This window comes from Plantactinospora sp. B6F1 (assembly GCF_040120695.1).
GTDB lineage: Bacteria > Actinomycetota > Actinomycetes > Mycobacteriales > Micromonosporaceae > Plantactinospora.
Genome location: NZ_JBEEAC010000013.1, coordinates 1 through 20896, shown reverse-complemented (window position 1 = coordinate 20896; position 20896 = coordinate 1). Strand labels below are relative to the sequence as shown.

Genomic DNA, 20896 nt, shown 5'->3' with positions numbered 1-20896 from the left:
CATGACTACCCGAATCGAACGACACCACTACGACGTCGTCGTCATCGGTGCCGGTGGCGCCGGCCTGCGCGCGGCGATCGAGGCCCGGCTGGCCGGGAAGCGGACCGCGATCATCTCGAAGTCGCTGTTCGGCAAGGCCCACACGGTGATGGCCGAGGGCGGCGCCGCCGCCGCGATGGGGAACGTGAACAGCCGGGACAACTGGCAGGTGCACTTCCGGGACACCATGCGGGGCGGCAAGTTCCTGAACAACTTCCGGATGGCCGAGCTGCACGCCAGGGAGTCGCCGCAGCGGATCTGGGAGCTGGAGACGTACGGCGCGCTCTTCGACCGCACCAAGGACGGGAAGATCTCGCAGCGCAACTTCGGTGGCCACGAGTACCCGCGGCTCGCGCACGTCGGCGACCGGACCGGCCTGGAGCTGATCCGTACCCTGCAACAGAAGATCGTCTCGTTGCAGCAGGAGGACAAGAAGGCGCACGGCGACTACGAGGCCCGGATCAGGGTCTTCGACGAGACCACCATCACCGAGCTGCTGCTCGACGGGGACCGGGTCGCCGGGGCGTTCGGCTACTACCGGGAGTCCGGCGAGTTCGTGCTCTTCGAGGCCCCGGCCGTGGTACTGGCCACCGGCGGCGTCGGCCGGTCCTACAAGGTCACCTCGAACTCCTGGGAGTACACCGGGGACGGGCACGCGCTGGCGCTGCGGGCCGGCGCCACGCTGATCAACATGGAGTTCCTCCAGTTCCACCCGACCGGCATGGTCTGGCCGCCCTCGGTGAAGGGCATCCTGGTCACCGAGTCGGTCCGCGGCGACGGCGGGGTGCTGAAGAACTCCGAAGGCAAGCGGTTCATGTTCGACTACGTCCCCGACGTCTTCCGCAACCAGTACGCGGAGACCGAGGAGGAGGCGGACCGCTGGTACACCGACCCGGACAACAACCGGCGCCCGCCGGAGCTGCTCCCCCGGGACGAGGTCGCCCGGGCGATCAACGCCGAGGTCAAGGCTGGCCGGGGTACCCCGGCCGGCGGCGTCTACCTGGACATCGCCAGCCGGCTGCCGGCCGAGGAGGTACGCCGCCGGCTGCCCTCGATGTACCACCAGTTCAAGGAGCTGGCCGACGTCGACATCACCGCCGAGCCGATGGAGGTGGGCCCGACCTGCCACTACGTGATGGGTGGCGTCGAGGTCGACCCGGACAGCGGCGCGGCGGCCGGGCAGGTGCAGGGGCTCTTCGCCGCCGGTGAGGTCTCCGGCGGCATGCACGGCTCCAACCGGCTCGGCGGCAACTCCCTCTCCGACCTGCTGGTCTTCGGCAAGCGGGCCGGCGAGCACGCCTCGTCGTACGCCGGAGGGCTGCCCGCCCGCCCGAAGGTGTCGGCGGCGGACGTCGAGGCGGCGGTGGACCGGGCGCTGGCCCCGCTGGAGCGCGAGGGCGGGGAGAACCCGTACACCCTGCAGCAGGACCTCCAGGCGGTGATGGGCGACCTGGTCGGCATCATCCGGCGCAAGGGTGAGCTGGAGGAGTCGCTGGTCAAGCTCGCCGAGCTGCGGGACCGGGTGACCCGGGTGGCGGTGGCCGGCGGTCGCCGCTACAACCCCGGCTGGCACCTGGCACTGGACCTGCGCAACATGCTGGTGGTCTCGGAGTGCACCGCACGGGCGGCACTGGAGCGCGAGGAGTCCCGGGGTGGCCACACCCGGGAGGACTTCCCGTCCATGGCGCCGAGGTGGCGCGCGGTCAACCTGGTCTGCGCGCTCGACGGCGACAAGGTACGCCTGGAGCACAAGCCGCTGCCGAAGATGCGGGCCGAGCTGATCCAGCTCTTCGACCGCACCGAGCTGGCCAAGTACCTGACCGACGAGGAGCTGGCGGACTTCGACGCCCTCACCGCAGAGGCGCACGCTGAGGAGGCGGCCAAGTAATGGCGACACAGAACGCGCCGGGCGGCGCCGGCAAGGCCGGCACCACCCGCCACTTCAAGGTCTGGCGCGGGGACGAGTCGGGCGGCGAGCTGACCGACTACCAGGTGGAGGTGAACGAGGGCGAGGTGGTCCTCGACGTCATCCACCGGTTGCAGGCGACCGAGGCCCCGGACCTGGCCTGCCGGTGGAACTGCAAGGCCGGCAAGTGCGGGTCCTGCTCGATGGAGATCAACGGCATGCCCCGGCTGGGCTGCATGACCCGGATGTCGACGTTCGAGGAGAACGAGACGGTCACCATCACCCCGCTGCGGACCTTTCCGATCGTCCGGGATCTGGTCACCGACGTCTCGTACAACTACGAGAAGGCCCGGGAGACCCCGGCGTTCGCCCCGCCGACCGACCTGGAGCCCGGCGAGTACCGGATGCAGCAGGTCGACGTCGAGCGGTCACAGGAGTTCCGTAAGTGCATCGAGTGCTTCCTGTGCCAGAACACCTGTCACGTGGTACGGGACCACGAGGAGAACAAAACCGCCTTCTCCGGGCCGCGGTACTTCATCCGCGCCGCCGAACTGGACATGCACCCGCTGGACGCGAAGACGGACCGGAAGGAGTACGCCCAGGCGTCGCAGGGCCTCGGCTACTGCAACATCACCAAGTGCTGCACCGAGGTCTGCCCCGAGCACATCAAGATCACTGACAACGCGATCATCCCAATGAAGGAACGCGTCGTCGACCGACGGTACGATCCAGTTGTGTGGCTCGGTAGCAAGATCTTCCGCCGTGGCAAGCAGAACGAGGCCGCGCAGGGCCGGACTCCGCGCGACCCGGACGAGCTCGGCACGGTGCACTCACACGCGGACGGATCGCACGAGCCCGACGCCAAGGCCGAGGCCGACGCGGAGCGCGGCGTGCACTGGGGCCGGCAGGTCCCGCACCCGACCGCGCCGCCGCTGGACTCCCGGGGCCGCTTGGCGATCAGCGAGTTCACCTTCGAACGGCCGGCCGCGCCCTCGCCCTTCGGCGACGACGTGACCTTCCCGCTGCCGGCCGAGGGGCTCAACTACAGCCACCCGGAGCAGCCGCGCGAGCAGGACTGACCCGTCCCGTGGCGCGGGTCGAGGCCACCGCCGCAGGTGAGCTCGACCCGCGCTCCGGGGGCCGTGTGCCGCCCTCCCGGGCGTTCGGGGCTCTCCCGATGCCGCCGGCGCCTGGCCCAGGAGCGGGCCCGGACGCTGGGACTGCGCGGCGCGGTCAGGAGGCGGCCAGCACCGGGCGCAGGGCGGCCACGATCGGTACGTCCGCCGGCAGCCACGGCACGTCGTCCAGCTCCTCCGGGCGCAGCCAGCGCAGTTCCGAGTGCTCCAGGGGCTGCGGCTGGTCGTCGTCGACGAGTCGGGCCAGATAGATCCGGAGCACCGAGTGCCCGTGACCCATCCGGACGTCCCGGCCGATCCGCTCACCGACCTCGACGCGTACGCCCAGCTCCTCGGCACACTCCCGGACCAGCGCGGCGACCTCCGACTCGCCCGGCTCGACCTTGCCGCCGGGGAACTCCCACCGGCCGGCCACCTCCGGCGGGTGAGATCGCGCACAGGCGAGTACCCGGCCGGCGGCCACGATGGCCGCACCGACCACGATCTTCGGCTCCCGCCGACCGCGCCCGGAATGTCCGCCTGTCGACCCGTCACGGTCGTTACCGCTCACCCAATCGGTCCGCACGGGCGTCCAGCGTGCCAGATCAATCGGTAATTCGGGTAGCAGCGCCGGGCCCACCGGTCAGGAGAAGACGGAAGGGTGGACGTGGACACACCAGCCGGCCAGCGACAGACTAGGGAGCACCGACCGAGACACGGGATGGCGACGATTTGGCCACGAGCCGGCAACGACGCCTGGGAGGTTTGGCGATGCGTGCTCTGTGGGGTGGCCGGATGGACCGCGACTACCTGAGCGACGCACTCACCCTACTGGGCAGCTGGACCCGCGAGGGACAGCAGATCAGAAGAACTCTCGTCCTCGACGACACCCAGCACGCGGCCCTCACCGAGCGGATAAAGATCATCGCGGACGCGCTGCATCTCCGCCCCGAGATCCGCCGACTGGACGGACGCACGCAGATCCGGATCGGTCCCCGCGACGACGGCGAGATCACCGAGGGTGAGGTAACGCTCGCCGCGCGGATCGAGGACGTCTACCGCGCGGTGACCGCACCGGGCTGACCCGGCCGCGCCCGGCCGGCGGCGCGGTGCGGCGGTGGCGGGCCCCGCCTACCCTCGGATCATGGCCACCAACGTCAGTTATGACCGTCGGGAGCAGCTCAAGCAGATCGAGAGCGGCCTGCTCGACGGGGAACAGGTCATCGCCGTCTACGACGCCATCGGCGCGGGCACCGGGTTCATCGGGCTGACCGACCGACGCGTGATCATCCAGGACAAGTCGTACGTCGGCAAGAAGTTCGCGATCACCAGCATCCCGTACTCGAAGATCACCAGCGTGAGCGTGGTCAGCAACAAGTCCTGGGGCGGGTCGTTCTTCTCCACCGGCGCCATCGCGATCCACGTCGGCACCCACACCTACGAGGTGGAGTTCCGTGGCGACCAGAAGAGCCACCATGTGCACAACGTGATCCTGCACTACATCTCGTGACCGGCCGCGCGGCGCGGGTCTGACGGCGACACCCCCGGTTCGCTCCACATATCGAGCTTCCTCGACCTTGCTCGTCACCGGAACCGGGGGTTGTACATGTCTGACCGACGCCGGAATGCGCCTCCGCCGCCCTCCACCGCGCCGCGGCGACGCCTCGGCGCGATGCCCCTCGTGCTCGGCCTGTGCGCGTTGCTCGTGCTGGTTGGGTGCGAGAAGCAGCCGCCCCCCACGCCGTCCGCCTCCACCCCGAGCGCCGGCCAGCTCACCACGCTGCCTCCGCCGGTTGTCGAGGCGCCGGACGGCGGCGGCATTCGGGTCGTCGAGCAGGGCTTCTCCGCGATGGGGGACGCGACCGGCAAACCGATGGGTCAGCTACGGCATCGTGGTGGAGAACACCAGCCGGGAACTGGCCGCGGTCCGGACGAAGATCACCATCCGACTGCTTGACGGGTCCGGCGGCACGATCGACGACCTGGTCGAGGGCGCGCCGGAGGTCACCCGGGAGGTCGGAGCCGTCCTGCCGGGGCAGCGGATGGGCATCGGTGCGGACACCTATGTCCGACGGTCCGGCACCGCGAAGCTGTCGATCGAGATCGGCACCTCGACCTGGCTGCCCGGTTCGGCAGGAAGCCCTTCCGCGAACCGTTCAACGCGGCGATGTTGTTCTGCAGCCCGGTGACAATCTTCTTTTCCTGCTGGTCGACCTGCCGGAGGTCCTCGATCACCGCGTCGACCATCTTCGACAGGATCTGGTCGACCGTGTCCGCGGCCAGATCAGTCTTCCTGGGCTCCTCGAACCCGCCCGCGGCGACGCTCAGCCCTGAGGAGGTGCCGGCGATGATGGTCCAGGAGGCGATGGCGATCGTCGCCCCGCCCAGGGTCACGGCACCGGCGGCGACCGTCGCGACGGCGGCGACCACGCCGAACGCCACAACGGCACCCTTGCCACCGCCCGACCTCGTGGTCGCCTCCAGGGCGGTGATCGCGGTCTCGGCGGTACTCTTCAGGTCCTTGCGGAACTCGACGAAGATGTCCCTGTTCGCGATCATCGCGTGCTGCAGCGTACGGGCGAGAAACGCCTGATGCCTGGTCACCTCGGGTATCCGGTTGATGTAGTTGGTGTTGAACGCCTCGGCCGTGTAGCCGCTCCAGTTGCCCAGGTGCCGCTCGGCGTTCCGGATCGGGCCGTCGACCGGCCCCACGTCGGAACCGTCGTCGTAGAGCGCCAGCGCCGCCTGCTCCATCTTCTGGATGCTGCCGTCGAAACCCGACGGCTCCGGCCCGATGTTGTCGACGAAGAAGCCCTCGATCCAGTCGTACTGCGCGCGCAGCCGCGCCCAGTCCTGCTCGGTGCCGAGATAGTTTCCGTTCTCGTCGATCCCGAAGGCGTGGCCGACGTAGTCCGAGGCCGACTTCCCCGCGATGCCCCGGGACGGATGGCTCGGATCCTCGGGGATGTACCGCTGAGCCCCGTCCGACCGGATGCTGAGCCCGTCCGACCAGAACGGGTCAGCTCGGTACGCACTGCACGGCCCCGGATCGATCCGGGGCGTAATGACCGAATGCTACGGTGACGAAATGACCGCGGTGCCCGAGTGGATGCGCCCGCCCCGCCCCGAGGGGTGGCATGCCGATGACCTTGACCGACTTCCCGAGGCGCCGCGGCACACCGAACTCATCGATGGAGCGCTCGTCTTCATGATGTCCCCCCAACGGTCGTGGCACGGCCGGCTCGTCACCGCATTGGCGGTCACTCTGGCGAAACAGGCACCAGAGGGCATCGAGGTCGAGCGGGAGATGACGATTCGTCTCGATGAATGGAACCGTCCCGAACCTGACCTTCTCGTCACCACGGCGCCATACGATCCTGACCGCACCTGCTACGCACCGGACGAGGTTCTTCTGGTTGTCGAGGTGGTCTCGCCAGAGTCAGCGCACCGTGATCGGACGGTCAAGCTACGCAAGTACGCGGAAGCCGGTATCGCGCACTACTGGCGCGTCGAGGACGAAGACGACCTGCCAGTTGTGCACTCCTACGAACTCGACGGCCCCACCCGGTTGTATGCGCCGACCGGAATCCACCGGCGCGAGCTTCGCGCCACGACGCCGTTCGAAATCACGCTTGATCTGGACGGGCTGGTGCCCGGTCACAGGGGCTGAGGCTCGCAACGGTCCGCGTCGGTGCGGATGTACGTCGCGTAGTCCGAGAGATAACGGCGGCAACTGCTGCCCTGTCTTTGACAGGTTGATCGTGTAACCCGTTGCTTCCGGGCATCTCCGAGCCGGCGATCTCCCGACGTCGGGCGGGCAGCGGGGTCGGGATACCCGCCGAGGAGGACTGTCGAGCTGCCCCGCCTGTGCGCCCACCCTCCCGGGCTGCCCGAACCCCGGTCCCGCCCGCCGGTCGAGCCGAACCGCATCGCCGGCCGGTCGAGCCGAACCGCAGCACGCCCTCGGCACCCCAGGCTTCCGTGCCCCACCCGTGCAACCAGCTCGACAGTCTCCGCGCCGACCACCCCCGCTCCGCCCGCCGGTCGCCGCGGATCACCGAGACGATCGCAACGGCTGAAAGACAGTCCGCCACATGCCCCAGACCAAACGACGTTGGACCGGAATCAGACATTGAACCTGAACTCGACCACGTCGCCGTCCTGCATGACGTAGTCCTTGCCCTCGATCCGGACCCGGCCGGCGGCCTTCGCGGCGGCCATCGAGCCGGCGGCGACGAGGTCGTCGTACGAGACGATCTCTGCCTTGATGAAGCCGCGCTGGAAGTCCGAGTGGATCACGCCGGCCGCCTCCGGCGCGGTCGCCCCGATCGGGATGGTCCAGGCCCGCGCCTCCTTCGGCCCGGCGGTCAGGTACGTCTGCAGCCCCAGGGTGCGGAACCCGACCCGGATGAGCTGGTCGAGACCGGGTTCGGACTGCCCGATCGACTCCAGTAGCTCCCGTGCCTCGTCCGGAGGGAGGTCGGTCAGCTCCGACTCGACCTTGGCGTCCATGAAGATCGCCTCGGCCGGGGCGACCAGCATGCGCAACTCGTCGAGCAGGTCGGCGTTGTTCAGCTCCGCCTCGTCGACGTTGAAGACGTACAGGAAGGGTTTGGTGGTCAGCAGGTGCAGCTCGCGCAGCTCGGCCACCTCGACCCCGGCGCCCGCCGCACCCGCGTAGAGGGTGACGCCGGTGTCGAGCAGCTCGGCCGCCTTCTTCGCGGCGGTGACGGCGGCGGCCCGGTCCTTGCGGACCCTCGCCTCCTTCTCCAGCCGGGGCAGTGACCTCTCGATGGTCTGCAGGTCGGCCAGGATCAGTTCGGTGTTGATCGTCTCGATGTCGTCGCCGGGCGAGACCTTGCCGTCGACATGCACCACGTTCGGGTCGGAGAAGACCCTGACGACCTGGCAGATCGCGGCGGCGTCCCGGATGTTGGCCAGGAACGCGTTGCCCCGGCCCTGCCCCTTCGACGCGCCGCGGACCAGGCCGGCGATGTCGACGAAGGAGACCGGTGCGGGGATGATCTTCTGCGAGCCGTGGATCTCGGCGAGCTGCTCCAGCCGCCCGTCCGGCAGGCCGACCACCCCGACGTTCGGCTCGATGGTGGCGAACGGATAGTTCGCCGCGAGTACGTCGTTCTTGGTCAACGCGTTGAACAACGTGCTCTTGCCGACGTTGGGCAGGCCGACGATGCCGATGGTCAGTGAAGTCATGCGAACGGGACTGCCTCTCTCGTAGCCTCCCGCGACCTGGTGTGGTCCACCGGCCCGGGCCCGGGGTGAAGTCTACGGAGGCGCCTGGAGCGGCAACCATCTGGAGGTACACACGGTCAGGTCCGATTTCCGCGAGTCATCCGGTCCGGCACCCGGCACCATCGAAGGCATGGAGCTGGACTTCGAACGGTGCTATCGGGCGGTCGACAGCCGGGACCAGCGGTTCGACGGCTGGTTCTACACCGGCGTCACCTCGACCGGCATCTACTGCCGGCCGTCCTGCCCGGCGACGACCCCGAACCGCCAGAACGTCCGGTTCTACCCGTCGGCCGCCGCCGCACAGCGGGCCGGGCTGCGCGCCTGCCGGCGGTGCCGACCGGACGCCGCACCCGGATCACCCGAGTGGAACGTCCGGGCCGACGTCGTCGGCCGGGCGATGCGGCTGATCGCCGACGGCGTGGTCGACCGGGAGGGGGTACCGGGGCTGGCCGGCCGGCTCGGCTACACCGAACGTCACCTGAACCGGATGCTGGTCGCGGAGGTCGGCGCCGGACCCCTCGCACTGGCCCGGGCCCAGCGGGCACAGACCGCTCGGATCCTGGTCGAGACGACCGACCTCGGCCTCGCCGAGATCGCCTTCGCCGCCGGCTTCGGCAGCGTGCGGCAGTTCAACGACACGATCCGCCAGGTGTACGCGGTAGCGCCGTCCCAACTGCGCAACGCCGTCCGCCGCTCGGGGGGTGTCACCGGCCGCCGCGCCGCCCGGACGGTCCGTGGCGGCGGCCCCGACCTGCCGGCGTCGGTGGGTCCGGGGCAGCACGGCACAGCGGGGACGATCGCGCTGCGGCTCGCCTACCGGGCACCGCTGCACGCCGACGCGCTGCTGGACTTCCTCGCCCTGCGGGCGGTGCCCGGGATCGAGGCGGTCGAGGCCGGGTCGTACCGTCGCGGCCTGCGACTGCCGAACGGGCCGGCCGAGATCGCCCTCACCCCACTGCCCGGGTACGTCGCCGCCACCCTCCGGCTCACCGACGTCCGCGACCTGGCCCCGGCGGTGGCGCGCTGCCGCCGCCTCTTCGACCTGGACGCCGACCCGGAGGCGGTGGACGGCGTACTCGGCGCCGATCCGGCGCTCGCCGAGGCGGTGGCGAAGGAGCCCGGCATCCGGGTACCGCGTGCGGTGGACGGCTTCGAGATGGCCGTCCGGGCGATCGTCAACCAGCAGGTCTCGGTGGCCGGGGCCCGTACCGTGCTGGCCCGGCTCGCCGCCGCCTGCGGGCCGGCCGGCCCCGACAACCCGGGCACACCGGACGACCGTCGCGGGCCGGAGGTGCCGATCGAGCCTGGCACCGCTGATCGGCGCGACATCTCGGGCGGGTCCGGCGGGCTGCGGGCGTTCCCGACTGCCGAGGAGGTGCTGGCGCTGCCGGACTCCGCATTCGGCATGCCGGGCGCCCGGCGGGCGACGATTCGCCGGCTGGCCGAGGCGGTCGCCGCCGGTGAGCTGGACCTGGATCCCGGCGCCGACCGGGCGGAACTGCTCGACCGGCTGACCGCGCTGCCCGGCATCGGTGCCTGGACCGCCGGCTACGTCGCGATGCGGGCGATCGGCGACCCGGACGTCTTCCTCCCCACCGACCTCGGGGTACGCCGGGGCGCCGCGGCGCTCGGCCTCCCCGACGACCCGAAGAGCCTCGACGCGTACGCCGGCCGCTGGCGGCCCTGGCGCTCCTACGCGGTGATCAGACTATGGAGAGCAGAGTGAACGAGATGTACAGCAGCCGGATCGAGACCCCGATCGGACCACTGACCGTCCTCGCCGACCCGGAGGGCGTGGTGCATGCCGCCGGCTTCACCACGGACAGCGCCAACCTGCTCGGCCTGGTGCACCCCCGACTTCGCCGGGAGGTCCGGGAGCGGTCCGAACTCGGTCCGGTCAGCGCGGCCGTACGATCCTACCTGGACGGCGATCTTGCCGCGATCGACGCGGTACCGGTAGCACAGCACACCGACGGCGAGTTCCTGGCCCACGCCTGGGAGACGTTGCGGCGGGTCAAGCCCGGCGAACCGATCACCTACACGGGCTTCGCCGAGCTCTGCGGCCGGCCCCGGGCGGTCCGGGCCGCGGCGATGGCCTGCGCCCGCAACGCCGCCGCGCTCTTCGTACCGTGTCATCGGGTGCTGCGTACCGACGGGGGCCTCGGCGGTTTCCGCTGGGGGCTGCCGGTGAAGACGTGGCTGCTCGCGCACGAGCGCCGGCCGGACGTCGGCTGAGCGCAGCGGCCGTACCGTCCGGGACGTCGGCTCTCGTCCGACGTCGACCAGCCAGGCAACGCCCGACCGGCGCGACCTGATGACACCAGGTGACAACAACACGACTGGGTCGGACGCGGGATTTGCCGTTAACGTCAGGGCATGGTGCCGGACCGTGACGACGAGCCCACGGTCCGGGGCCGGCTCCGGCTGCCCGGCAATCCGCTGCCCCGCAACCTCTGGCGGCTGCGACGCTACCTCCACCCGTACCGTGGTCAACTTGTCTGGCTGCTGCTCGCGGCCTTCGCGGCGACCGGCGCCAGCATCGCCGTACCGCTGGTCGTGCAGCGGGCCGTGGACGGGCCGATCGCGCACCGCGACCCCGGCGGGTTGCTCCGGCTCGGTGGGCTGGCGCTGCTGCTCGGGCTCGCCGAAGCAGCGTTGATCTTCATCCGGCGGTGGGCGCAGTCCTCGTCGGCGGTCGGCATGGAAGCCACCATCCGGGACGAGATCTACGCACACCTGCAACGGCTGCACATCGGCTTCCACGACCGCTGGCAGTCCGGCCAGTTGCTCTCCCGGGTCACCAGCGACCTGTCGGTGATCCGGCGCTTCCTCTCCTTCGGGCTGCTCTTCCTCATCGTGAACGTCACCACCTACCTCGCCGTGGTGACCCTGCTGATCACGCTGCATCCCGGCCTGGGACTGCTGGTGGCGGCCGGCGCGGTGCCGTTGTTCGTCGCGAGCCGCCGGTTCACCCGGGCCTATCTGCTGGCCGCCCGGCGACTTCAGGACGAGCAGGGCGACCTGGCCACCCTGATCGAGGAGTCCGCGCAGGGCATCCGCACCGTCAAGGCGTTCGGCCAGCGCCCGGAGATGACCCGACGGTTCGCGGCCGGCAGCCGTACGCTGCACGACACCGCGACCGGCAAGGGCCGGCTGCTGGCCCGTACCTCCGCGCAGTTCGACCTGATCCCCAACCTGACCCTGGCGGCGGTGCTGGTCGCCGGTGCGGTGGCCGTCGCGCACGGCGCGCTGACCATCGGCGGACTGGTCGCCTTCGTCAGCCTGCAACTGATGCTGATCTGGCCGATCGAGTCGCTCGCCTGGATCATCGCCAACGCTCAGGAGGCGATGACCGCCGCCGATCGGATCTACGAGGTGCTCGACACCCGCCCGACGGTCGTCGACCGGCCGGGCGCGGTGGTGCTGCCCGCGACCGGCGGCACCGGCCGGGGCGGCGCACTCCGGTTCGAGGCGGTGTGGTTCGGCTATCCGCAGGGTCCTCCGGTGCTGCGTGGGGTCGACCTGACGGTCCAGCCTGGCGAGACGCTGGCCATCGTCGGCGCCACCGGCTGCGGCAAGACCAGCCTGCTGTCGCTGGTACCGCGCCTCTACGACGTCACGGCCGGCCGGGTCACCCTGGACGGGCGGGACATCCGGGACATCCGGCTCGACTCGCTGCGCAGCCGGGTCGGCATCGCGTTCGAGGAACCGACGCTCTTCTCGATGTCCGTCCGGGAGAACCTCACCCTGGGCCGGGCGGACGCCGGTGACGACGAGGTACGCGCCGCGCTCGCCGTGGCCCGGGCCGATTTCGTGTACGACCTGCCGTGGGGTCTGGATACCCGGATCGGCGAGCAGGGTCTCTCCCTCTCCGGCGGTCAGCGGCAGCGGCTGGCCCTGGCCCGGGCGGTACTCGGCCGGCCCGGAGTGCTGGTCCTCGACGATCCGCTGTCGGCGCTGGACGTACACACCGAGGCGCTGGTCGAGCGGGCACTGGCCCGGGTGCTCCGGGACACCACCGCGCTGGTGGTGGTGCACCGGCCCTCGACCGTCGCCATCGCCGACCGGGTGGCGCTGCTCGCCGACGGCCGGATCGCCGCCGTCGGCACCCACGCCGACCTGCTGCGCGAGGTGCCCGCCTACCGGGCGGTCCTCTCCGCCGAGGGCAGCTGCACCGCCACGGCCGCCGAGGGCAGCCGCACCGCCACGGGCGACGGGGAGGCCTGCCCCGCCGCGGCCGACGGGGAGATCCGGCCAGCCGCGGCCGGCAGGGAGATCCGCACCGCCGCAGCCGCCACGGAGATCCGGGCGGGTGTGGCCGCCGAGGATACCGACGACCTGGGACTCGTCCGGTCATGACGGCGACCGGCCCGGTCAACGGCGCGACGGCGGCCGAGCCGGCCGACGCCCCGACAGCCACCGCCGCGGATCTGGCCCGGTGGCGCGGCATAGCCGCCGACCCGGAGGCGGATCGCACCGCCGCCGAGACCGGCACCACGCAGGGCATGGCCAGGCTCCGCAGCCGCAGCCGGCTCCTGCTCGGCTCGCTGATCCGGCCGCACCGCAGGCTGATCGGCCTGGCGGTGGCCCTGCTGCTGCTCCAGAACGCGGCCGGGATGGCCGGGCCATACCTGGTGATGCTCGGCATCGACCGGACGATCGGGCCACTGCGGGCCGGTGACCCCGGTCCGCTGGTCGCGGTGGCGGCCGCGTTCGGGGTCGCCGCCGGGGCCGAGTACGCCGGCAAGCGCGGCTTCCTCACCCTCTCCACCCGGATCGGCCAGGCCATCCTGCTCGACCTGCGGCGCCGGGTCTACGACCACTTCCTGCGGCTGTCGGTCAGCTTCCACGAGCGCTACACCTCCGGCCGGCTGGTGGCCCGGCTGACCACCGACATGGACTCGATCGCCGAACTGGTCGACGGCGGCATCGACGACCTGGTGCTCGCCGTGCTCTCCATCGTCTCGGTGGCCGGCGTCCTGCTCTGGCTGGATCCGCCGCTGGCCGTGGTCACCCTGCTCGCCTTCCCGTTCCTGCTCCTGCTGTCCCGCTGGTTCGCCCGGGCCTCCGCGTCGGCGTACCGACGCACCCGGGAGACGGTCGCGCTGGTGATCGTCCACTTCGTCGAGTCGCTCGGCGGGATCCGGGCGGTGCAGGCGTTCCGGCGGGAGCCGCGCAACCAGCAGATCTTCGGCACCGTCAACGACGACCACCGGAGGGCGAACCTGCGGGCGTTCCGGCTGATCGCCACGTACTCCCCGGCGATCAAGGTGATCGGCAACGTGACCATCGCGGTGGTGTTGGCGTACGGCGGGATGCGGGTGCTGGACGGGCACGCCGAGATCGGGGTACTCGCCGCGTTCCTGCTCTACCTCCGCCGGTTCTTCGAGCCGATGCAGGAGTTGAGCCAGTTCTACAACGCGCTCCAGTCCGCCACGGCCGCGCTGGAGAAGCTGGCCGGGGTCCTCGACGAGCGGCCGGGCGTACCGGAACCGGCCACGCCCCGCCCGCTGCCGAGCGGGCCACCCCGGGGGGCCGTCGAACTGCGGTCGGTGACCTTCGGCTACCGCGCCGCCACCCCGGTCCTGCCGGAGCTGACCCTGTCGATCCCGGCCGGTCAGACGGTGGCGTTGGTCGGTGCGACCGGGGCCGGGAAGTCGACGGTGGCGAAGCTGGTCGCCCGGTTCTACGACCCGACCCGGGGCACCGTCACGCTCGACGGCGTCGACCTGCGCGACGTCGCCGACGCCGAGCTGCGCCGGGCGGTCGTCATGGTCACCCAGGAGAACCATCTCTTCACCGGGTCGGTGGCGGACAACATCCGGTTCGGCCGGCCGGGCGCGGACGACGAGGAGGTGGTCGCGGCGGCGGCCGCGATCGGCGCGCACGACTTCATCGCCGCGCTGCCCGCCGGGTACGCGACCGACGTGCACCGGCGTGGCGGCCGGCTCTCCGCCGGCCAGCGGCAGCTCGTCGCGTTCGCCCGGGCGTTCCTGGCCGACCCGGCGGTGCTGATCCTGGACGAGGCCACCTCGGCGCTGGACATTCCGAGCGAACGGCTGGTGCAGCGGGCCCTGCGTACCATCCTCGCCGACCGGACCGCCATCGTCATCGCCCACCGGCTGTCCACGGTGGAGCACGCGGACCGGGTGCTGGTGCTGAACGGTGGCCGGGTGGTCGAGGACGGCCCGCCGGAAGCCCTGATCGCCGGGGGCGGCCGGTACGCCGCCCTGCACCGGCAGTGGCAGGACTCCCTGCTGCGCTGACCGATCCGAAAGGGCTCACAGACCGACCCGAAAGGGCTGCACTTACCGACCCGGGAGGGTTCAGCCCAGCCGGGGCAGCAGCAGGCGTGCCACGTCCAACGCCCGGCTGGCCGGCGAGGCGTCGCCCGGTTTCCAGTCCTCGGCCGACCAGACGTCCGACAGCACCGCCATCACGAAGCCCCAGCCGACCACCCGGTCCACCGGCATCGCCAGCAGGTCGGCGAGCTGCTCGACCCGGGCCGGCACCAGCGCGGTCAACGCCGGATCCCGGTCGTCCGGCTCCGGGTTGTAGAGCAGTGCCCCGACTTCGAACCCGGGATCGCCGACCAGCCCGTGCGGGTCGATGGCGAGCCACGGCTCGCGCTCCGCGCGCAGGATGTTGTCGTGGTGCAGGTCGCCGTGCAGCACCACCCGCCCGGTCGCCGAGGCGCACAGCTCGCGCATCAGCCCGCCGGCCCGGCCGACGAGGTCGGCCGGGAGCGGCCCGCCGTCTCCCCACGCCGCCAGGTACCGGTCGAAGCCGGCGATGTAGGTCGAGAGATCCGGCAGCGGGCAGTCGGCCGGCGGCGGCACGGCGAGCCGACGCAGCAACTCCGCCGCCACCGAGGTCGCCTCGGCGTCCCGGCCGGGCACCAGGTCCCGCAGCCGCCGGCCGGGCTCGGCCCGCTCCAGCAGCAGGGCACCCCGGTCGAGGTCGGCCCGGAGCAGGCGTACGGCGCCCCGGCCGGCGAACCCGGCCAGTGCGGCTGCCTCGGTACGCAGCGACCGGCCGCTCGGCACCCCCAGCTTCAGCACCGCCGACCGGCCGTCGGCACAGGTCACCCGGGTGACGTAGTGGAACGACAGGTCGAACGGTTCCCCGACGGTCAACCCCCAGTCGGCGGCCACCTCGGCGAGCGCCCCGGGCAGTTCGGCGAGCCAACGGACGCCGTCCGCTCCCCACACCTGTCGGGCGTTGCGGGCCAGCGCATCCGAGATCATGTCGTCGCCTCCGAGATCACGGCGTCCACGCTATCCGGCGGTGCGGAAATCCCGGTCGGCCGCCCGGCCGTCTCCCATACCATCGGCCAATGACGGATACCGCGCGGAACCAGCGCACCGGTGTGCCCGAGCGGCCGAGCCTGGACGGGCTGGCCGAGAAGTGGGCCCAGCGGTGGCAGGAGGAGGGGACGTACGCCTTCGACCGGACGAAGAGCCGGTCGGACGTGTACTCGATCGACACTCCCCCGCCGACCGTATCCGGCGAACTGCACATGGGGCACGTCTTCTCGTACACCCACACCGACACGGTGGCCCGGTTCCAGCGGATGCGCGGCCGGACGGTCTTCTACCCGATGGGCTGGGACGACAACGGCCTGCCCACCGAGCGCCGGGTGCAGAACGTCTACGGGGTGAGCTGCGACCCGAGCCTGCCGTACGACCCGGACTGGCGGCCGCCGCGCCGGCCGGTCGACGAGGAGGCCCGGAAGAACCCGGTGGCGATCTCGCGGCGCAACTTCGTCGAGTTGTGCGCCTCGCTGACCGCCGAGGACGAGCAGGTCTACGAGGAACTGTGGCGCCGCCTCGGGCTGTCGGTGGACTGGTCGCTGACCTACACCACGATCGGGCGGACGGCCCGGGCGACCGCGCAGCGGGCGTTCCTGCGGAACCTGGCCAGGGGTGAGGCGTACTCGGCCGAGGCGCCCGCGCTCTGGGACGTCGGCTTCGGCACGGCGGTGGCACAGGCGGAGCTGGAGGACCGGGAGCGGCCGGGGGCGTACCACCGGATCCGGTTCGAGGTGGTGGCGTCCGGGCCGGGCAGTGCAGGTACCCCGATCGGCCCCGGCCCCGGCCGCGACGACCCGTACGTGCACGTCGAGACCACCCGCCCCGAGCTGCTGCCGGCCTGCGTGGCGCTGGTCTGCCACCCCGACGACGAGCGCTACGCCGACCTGGTCGGCGGCACGGTCCGCACCCCGCTGTTCGGGGTCGAGGTGAGCGTCTACGCCCACCCAATGGCGGATCCGGCCAAGGGCACCGGCCTGGTGATGACCTGCACCTTCGGTGATCTCGCCGACGTGACCTGGTGGCGGGAGCTGCGGCTGCCCGCCCGGGTGGTGATCGGTCGGGACGGCCGGCTGCTGCCCGAGCCACCCGCCGGCGTCGACCCGGCCGAGTACGCGGAACTCGCCGGGCTGAAGGTCAACGCGGCCCGGCGGCGGATCGCGGAGCTGCTGGCCGGCTCCGGCGACCTTGACGGCGAGCCGAGGCCGATCACCCACCCGGTGAAGTTCTACGAGAAGGGCGACAGCCCGCTGGAGATCATCTCGACTCGGCAGTGGTATCTGCGCAACGGCGGCCGGGACGCCGAACTGCGGGCCGCACTGCTCGACCGGGGTGACGAGCTGAACTGGGTGCCGGCGCACATGCGACACCGCTACCAGCACTGGGTGGGCGGGCTGACCGGTGACTGGCTGATCAGCCGGCAGCGCTACTTCGGGGTGCCGTTCCCGGTCTGGTACCGGCTCGACGATGCTGGCGAGCCGGACTACGCCCAGCCGCTGACGCCGGACGAGTCGGCGCTACCCGTCGACCCGACCTCCGACGTCCCGGCCGGCTACGCCGAGGTGCAGCGCGACCAGCCGGGCGGTTTCACAGCCGACCCGGACGTGATGGACACCTGGGCCACCTCGTCGCTGACCCCGCAGATCGTCGGCGGCTGGCTCGACGACCCCGACCTGTACTCCCGGGTCTTCCCGATGGACCTACGGCCACAGGGGCAGGAAATCATCCGTACCTGGTTGTTCGCGACCGTGGTCCGCTCGCACCTGGAGGCCGGGGTGCTGCCCTGGCGGGACGCGGTGCTCTCCGGCTGGATCCTCGACCCGGACCGCAAGAAGATGTCCAAGTCGAAGGGGAACGTGCAGACTCCGCTGGCGCTGCTGGCCGAGCACGGCCCGGACGCGGTCCGCTACTGGGCGGCGAACGGGCGGCCCGGCACCGACCTGGCGTTCGACCCGGGCCAGATCCGGATCGGCCGGCGGCTCGCCACCAAGCTGCTCAACGCCTCCCGATTCGCGCTCGGTCTCGGTGCCGGCGACGCCCTGCGGGCGCCGGCGACCGAGCCGCTGGACCGGTCGATGCTCGCCGGACTCTCCAGGGTGGTCGCCGGTGCCACCGCCGCCTTCGACCGGTACGACCACACCGAGGCGATGCAGGTCACCGAGGCGTTCTTCTGGCGGTTCTGCGACGACTACATCGAGTTGGTGAAGGAGCGGGCCTACGGGGAGGGGTCGGCTGCCGAGTCGGCCCGGGCCGCGCTCTCCGCCGCCCTCGGCACGCTGCTGCGGCTGTTCGCCCCGTTCCTGCCGTACGTCACCGAGGAGGTCTGGTCGTGGTGGCGGTACGGCTCGGTGCACCGCTCGCCGTGGCCGACGACGTACGAGCTGGCGCGGGTGGCCGCCGACGGCGACCCGGCCCTGCTGGAGCTGGCCGGCGCGGCGCTGACCCAGGTGCGGCGGGCGAAGTCGGAGCGGAAGGTGTCGATGCGTACCGAGATCCCGCTGGCCGAGGCGCTCGGCCCGGCGGCGATGCTGGAACAGCTCGCCACCGTCGCCGGTGACCTGAGGGCGGCCGGCCGGATCGGCAGGCTCGACTTCCTCCCGGACCGCACCCCGGAACTCGTCATCGCCTGCGCCTTCTGACAGCGGCTGTAAGGAAGGGCCCCTTCCTGTCGCTTTCTGGTGTGGAAGGGGCCCTGCCTAACCCGTCGGGCGGGGCGGTCGCCGCAGCAGCTCGCGGCTGAGCAGGTCGGTCCACCAGCGCTCGACCCGGTCGGGCGACCAGCCGCGCCCGGCGGTCAGCTCGGTGTACGCGTCGATGCCGCAGATCACGCCGTAGATGTCGACGGCGGAGCGCGGGTCGACGCCGTCGGAGAACGTGCCGGCGGGCCACGAGGTGAAGAGGGCGAGCAACGCCTCCTCGCCGCGCCGGGGTCCTTCGCGGTAGGCGGCGGCCAGTTCCGGTTCGGTCCGGCCGCCCTCGCGGAGCAGCAGGATCACGTCTCCGGCCCGCTCGTACAGCCGCCGGTGGAAGGCGACCGAGACCGCGAGCTGGCCGGACGGGTCGGCGGCAGCCGCCAGGTCCGCCGCCAGCCGGTCGGGATCGGCGGCCAGGTCGGCGGCGTCCATCAGCGCGATGGCGAGGCCCGTCTTGTTGCCGTACGCCGAGTAGACCGTCGGGACCGAGACGCCGGCCTCGCGGGCCACGTCCCGGACGGTCGTCCGCGCCCATCCCCGGGCGAGGAAGAGCCGGCGGGCCGCCCCGGCGATCTGCCGGCGGGTCTCGTCGGCCTGCGCGGTCCGGACCAGCGAGTCGTAACGCCGCCGTTCCGGCACCGCCGCCATCTTGTTCTCCTTCTTGTCGCCGCTTATATTCAATATAAGCTCCGTAAAGTCAACTGAAGGCGGTTCCCATGCGTTTCGCCCGGCTGGCCGGATTCTCCGGCATCGGCTTCGTACTGCTGCTGCTCGGCGGGAACCTGGTGCTGCTCTCGGCCGGCTTTCCGAACCCCTCCGACGCGGTGGGGTTCGACGAGATAGCCACGGTCCACGCCGGAGAGTCGAACGCACTCCGTCTCACCTCCGCCCTGCTGCCCACGGCCTGGTTGCTGGCCACCATCTTCGCCGCTGGAGTCTTCGCCGCGCTGTGGCGCCACGACCGGGCGCGTAGCGAGGGCTGGGCCGTGGTCGGCCTCGCCGGCATCCTCATGCAGTGCGTCGCGTTCGCCGGCGTCGGAGCCACCCGGCTGGCCGTCGCCGCGACCGCGACCCACGACCCCGGTGCCGTGGCCGGGCTCGGTACCGTCGCCGGGCTATGGGGCCTGCACAACGCACTCTTCGGCTTCAACCAGATCTTCCTGGCGGCGGCCCTGCTGGGCCTCTCCGTCAGCGGCCGGCGGGCCGGCCTCGTCGAACGCTGGCATGCCGGCGTCGGGCTGGCCGGCGCAGCGCTGCTCTTCCTCGCCGCCACCGCCAGCCCGTACGGCGCCGACGGGGTCAACCCGCTCGCGCTGTTCGGGTTGGTCGGCTGGCTGCTCTGGCTGCTCTGGATCGTGGCGTACAGCGTGCGGCTGCTCCGGGAAACCGACGAATTCGTTCCGTCGGCCACCACCCCGGGCGCGACCTGACCGGCTCCAGAGGGCCGGGACGGTCAGCCGGAACCGTCAGCCGGGGCGGTCGGGGGGCCGCAGCAACCGGAGGCCGCGACGACCGAGGGCTGCGGCGACGGGGCCCGGAGAGCCGGAAACCAGGAAGGCCGGAGGGCCGGGCCGTCAGGGCTCCCCGCGCCAGCCGGCGGCGCTCAGTCCGGCCCTTACCTGCTCGGCTACCTCCGCAGGTCGGCTGCGGACCAACCACGCGGGAAAGCGCAGTATCCGGTCCCCGGCGATCCAGATGTCGTTCTGTCGACGCAGGTCGGCGGCCCAGTGCCGGACGTCCATGTGGTGCGCGCCGTCAATCTCGACGTGCAGCCGCCACCGCCGCCAGTACACGTCCAGGTAGCGGACCCGCCCGCCAGCGTCCACGCGACGCTGCTGTAGGTCGGGTGGCGGAATGCGGAACCGGCGACACAGCGCCACGAAGTCCAGTTCGGACAACGCGTGAGCGCCGCCCTCGATGTCGTCGAGAGTGCGCAGAATCAACCGTCGACGCCGTAGCTTCGGCAACTCCACCACCACGCCCCGGATCTCGCCGGCCGTGGTACGGCGCTGCTGACAACCGGCCGCGAGGACGGTCCGTGCCTCGTCGTCCGAGCGTGCCCACCCCGCCGCGTCGGCTAGGGCCCGGGCTGCGCTGGTACGCGTTGGCCGGGCAACCTGTAGGTGTGAATCCGGCAGTATCGTGGTGCGCCGCACCAGGACGGCTGGCATGTCGAGGGGCAACCGGCGCAGGATGCCGGACACCTGCCGGTTGGCGGGGATGAGCACGTGCAGCGGCTCCTGCCGGAGTCCGCGTACGCCCGCCTCGGCCGCCGCGGTGGCACCGGCGAGTACGGCGTCGCTGCCCGCCGCGAGGACCGCGACCCACAACTGCTGGTCGCGGGTGAGCCGGCCGTTGCCGGTGAGCAGTACATTGCGGCATATCGCGCGCCACCGGCCGGATCGCACCAGGCCCCGAACCGTGGCCCTGCCGAGCGAATCCGTCGCCTGCCGGCTCGTCACCACACCGGCCTGCTCGAACACCAACCAGTCGAACTCGGCGCCGTCCTGATCGGGCAGCACCGACCGGTCCCACCGCCCCACCCCCCCCCCCCCCCCCCCCCCCCCCCCCCCCCCCCCC

Annotated in this window: 15 protein-coding genes and 5 pseudogenes; 14 read left to right on the top strand and 6 right to left on the bottom strand. The window is 71.7% G+C overall.

Translation table 11 applies throughout. The features are described 5' to 3' along the window. The first annotated feature begins 1 nt into the window (after window position 1). The 3 genes and pseudogenes from ABNF97_RS18015 to ABNF97_RS34225 all read left to right on the top strand — a co-directional run. The gene (locus ABNF97_RS18015) at window positions 2–1927 is read left to right on the top strand and encodes a fumarate reductase/succinate dehydrogenase flavoprotein subunit (RefSeq protein WP_130464908.1); all 1926 of its coding nucleotides are present in this window, start codon (window positions 2–4) and stop codon (window positions 1925–1927) included. Further along, window positions 1927–2715, top strand: a pseudogene (locus ABNF97_RS18010) (succinate dehydrogenase/fumarate reductase iron-sulfur subunit); the annotation flags it as partial. The gene ABNF97_RS18015 and the pseudogene ABNF97_RS18010, both read left to right, overlap by 1 nt. 51 nt (window positions 2716–2766) lie before the next feature. Further along, window positions 2767–3024, top strand: a pseudogene (locus tag ABNF97_RS34225) (succinate dehydrogenase/fumarate reductase iron-sulfur subunit); the annotation flags it as partial. A 154-nt stretch (window positions 3025–3178) separates the two neighbouring features. Here ABNF97_RS34225 and ABNF97_RS18005 read toward each other — a convergent pair. Next, window positions 3179–3565 carry an NUDIX domain-containing protein gene (locus ABNF97_RS18005; RefSeq protein WP_130466303.1) on the bottom strand — a complete coding sequence of 129 codons (387 nt, stop codon included), beginning with the start codon at window positions 3563–3565 and terminating at the stop codon, window positions 3179–3181. A gap of 266 nt (window positions 3566–3831) precedes the next feature. Between ABNF97_RS18005 and ABNF97_RS18000 the strand changes: the two genes are divergently transcribed. The 3 genes from ABNF97_RS18000 to ABNF97_RS17990 all read left to right on the top strand — a co-directional run bounded on the left by ABNF97_RS18000 (window position 3832) and on the right by ABNF97_RS17990 (window position 5017). Continuing rightward, window positions 3832–4143 (top strand): 4a-hydroxytetrahydrobiopterin dehydratase, encoded by a 312-nt coding sequence (locus ABNF97_RS18000; RefSeq protein WP_130464910.1) that lies wholly within the window; start codon window positions 3832–3834, stop codon window positions 4141–4143. A 61-nt stretch (window positions 4144–4204) separates the two neighbouring features. Further along, window positions 4205–4570, top strand: a complete 366-nt coding sequence (locus ABNF97_RS17995; RefSeq protein ID WP_349339199.1) for a PH domain-containing protein — start codon at window positions 4205–4207, stop codon at window positions 4568–4570. A gap of 162 nt (window positions 4571–4732) precedes the next feature. Then, window positions 4733–5017, top strand: a complete 285-nt coding sequence (locus ABNF97_RS17990; RefSeq protein ID WP_349339198.1) for a hypothetical protein — start codon at window positions 4733–4735, stop codon at window positions 5015–5017. 47 nt (window positions 5018–5064) lie between these two features. Here ABNF97_RS17990 and ABNF97_RS17985 read toward each other — a convergent pair whose 3' ends face one another. Beyond that, a complete protein-coding gene (locus ABNF97_RS17985; protein ID WP_349339197.1) occupies window positions 5065–5814 on the bottom strand; it encodes a hypothetical protein in 750 nt (249 codons plus the stop codon). 334 nt (window positions 5815–6148) lie between these two features. Here ABNF97_RS17985 and ABNF97_RS17980 point away from each other — a divergent pair, with 334 nt between their 5' ends. Beyond that, window positions 6149–6730 (top strand): Uma2 family endonuclease, encoded by a 582-nt coding sequence (locus ABNF97_RS17980; protein WP_349339196.1) that lies wholly within the window; start codon window positions 6149–6151, stop codon window positions 6728–6730. Window positions 6731–7185: 455 nt separating this feature from the next. Here ABNF97_RS17980 and ychF read toward each other — a convergent pair whose 3' ends face one another. After that, entirely contained in the window at window positions 7186–8274 is a 1089-nt protein-coding gene (gene ychF, locus ABNF97_RS17975; RefSeq protein ID WP_130464915.1) for a redox-regulated ATPase YchF, read from the bottom strand. 169 nt (window positions 8275–8443) lie between these two features. On the opposite strand from ychF, the pseudogene ABNF97_RS17970 reads away from it, so the two are divergent. The 5 genes and pseudogenes from ABNF97_RS17970 to ABNF97_RS17955 form a co-directional block, all read left to right on the top strand. Then, window positions 8444–9539: pseudogene (locus tag ABNF97_RS17970) on the top strand (bifunctional transcriptional activator/DNA repair enzyme AdaA); the annotation flags it as partial. A 77-nt stretch (window positions 9540–9616) separates the two neighbouring features. Then, window positions 9617–10039: pseudogene (locus tag ABNF97_RS34220) on the top strand (DNA-3-methyladenine glycosylase family protein); the annotation flags it as partial. A gap of 5 nt (window positions 10040–10044) precedes the next feature. Beyond that, the gene (locus ABNF97_RS17965) at window positions 10045–10548 is read left to right on the top strand and encodes a methylated-DNA--[protein]-cysteine S-methyltransferase (RefSeq protein WP_486484986.1); all 504 of its coding nucleotides are present in this window, start codon (window positions 10045–10047) and stop codon (window positions 10546–10548) included. Window positions 10549–10689: 141 nt separating this feature from the next. Continuing rightward, a pseudogene (locus tag ABNF97_RS17960) lies at window positions 10690–12477 on the top strand (ABC transporter ATP-binding protein); the annotation flags it as partial. Between the two features lie 191 nt (window positions 12478–12668). Further along, complete coding sequence (locus ABNF97_RS17955; protein ID WP_349339194.1) at window positions 12669–14579, top strand: ABC transporter ATP-binding protein; 1911 nt, start codon at window positions 12669–12671, stop codon at window positions 14577–14579. A gap of 60 nt (window positions 14580–14639) precedes the next feature. On the opposite strand, the gene ABNF97_RS17950 is transcribed toward ABNF97_RS17955, so the two are convergent. After that, window positions 14640–15560: an aminoglycoside phosphotransferase family protein gene (locus ABNF97_RS17950; protein WP_349339193.1), complete on the bottom strand. Its 921-nt coding sequence runs from the start codon at window positions 15558–15560 to the stop codon at window positions 14640–14642. 89 nt (window positions 15561–15649) lie between these two features. On the opposite strand from ABNF97_RS17950, the gene valS reads away from it, so the two are divergent. After that, on the top strand, window positions 15650–18262 hold the full coding sequence (valS, locus tag ABNF97_RS17945; protein WP_349339192.1) for a valine--tRNA ligase: 2613 nt from the start codon (window positions 15650–15652) through the stop codon (window positions 18260–18262). A 57-nt stretch (window positions 18263–18319) separates the two neighbouring features. Here valS and ABNF97_RS17940 read toward each other — a convergent pair whose 3' ends face one another. Then, complete coding sequence (locus ABNF97_RS17940) at window positions 18320–18997, bottom strand: TetR family transcriptional regulator (protein WP_207230641.1); 678 nt, start codon at window positions 18995–18997, stop codon at window positions 18320–18322. A 35-nt stretch (window positions 18998–19032) separates the two neighbouring features. Here ABNF97_RS17940 and ABNF97_RS17935 point away from each other — a divergent pair, with 35 nt between their 5' ends. Further along, the gene (locus tag ABNF97_RS17935) at window positions 19033–19746 is read left to right on the top strand and encodes a hypothetical protein (protein WP_349339191.1); all 714 of its coding nucleotides are present in this window, start codon (window positions 19033–19035) and stop codon (window positions 19744–19746) included. Between the two features lie 144 nt (window positions 19747–19890). On the opposite strand, the gene ABNF97_RS17930 is transcribed toward ABNF97_RS17935, so the two are convergent. Further along, on the bottom strand, window positions 19891–20838 hold the full coding sequence (locus ABNF97_RS17930) for an endonuclease domain-containing protein (protein WP_349339190.1): 948 nt from the start codon (window positions 20836–20838) through the stop codon (window positions 19891–19893). Window positions 20839–20896 lie beyond the last annotated feature (58 nt).

Bases quoted from the DNA above. Each gene is read 5' to 3' on its own strand.
- ABNF97_RS17935 (WP_349339191.1), top strand. From the start codon at position 19,033: ATGCGTTTCGCCCGGCTGGCCGGATTCTCCGGCATCGGCTTCGTACTG.
- ABNF97_RS17995 (WP_349339199.1), top strand. From the start codon at position 4,205: ATGGCCACCAACGTCAGTTATGACCGTCGGGAGCAGCTCAAGCAGATC.
- ABNF97_RS17965 (WP_486484986.1), top strand. From the start codon at position 10,045: ATGTACAGCAGCCGGATCGAGACCCCGATCGGACCACTGACCGTCCTC.
- ABNF97_RS17980 (WP_349339196.1), top strand. From the start codon at position 6,149: ATGACCGCGGTGCCCGAGTGGATGCGCCCGCCCCGCCCCGAGGGGTGG.
- ABNF97_RS17990 (WP_349339198.1), top strand. From the start codon at position 4,733: ATGCCCCTCGTGCTCGGCCTGTGCGCGTTGCTCGTGCTGGTTGGGTGC.
- ABNF97_RS17950 (WP_349339193.1), bottom strand. From the start codon at position 15,560: ATGATCTCGGATGCGCTGGCCCGCAACGCCCGACAGGTGTGGGGAGCG.
- ychF (WP_130464915.1), bottom strand. From the start codon at position 8,274: ATGACTTCACTGACCATCGGCATCGTCGGCCTGCCCAACGTCGGCAAG.
- ABNF97_RS17985 (WP_349339197.1), bottom strand. From the start codon at position 5,814: ATGGAGCAGGCGGCGCTGGCGCTCTACGACGACGGTTCCGACGTGGGG.
- valS (WP_349339192.1), top strand. From the start codon at position 15,650: ATGACGGATACCGCGCGGAACCAGCGCACCGGTGTGCCCGAGCGGCCG.
- ABNF97_RS18015 (WP_130464908.1), top strand. From the start codon at position 2: ATGACTACCCGAATCGAACGACACCACTACGACGTCGTCGTCATCGGT.
- ABNF97_RS18000 (WP_130464910.1), top strand. From the start codon at position 3,832: ATGCGTGCTCTGTGGGGTGGCCGGATGGACCGCGACTACCTGAGCGAC.
- ABNF97_RS17955 (WP_349339194.1), top strand. From the start codon at position 12,669: ATGACGGCGACCGGCCCGGTCAACGGCGCGACGGCGGCCGAGCCGGCC.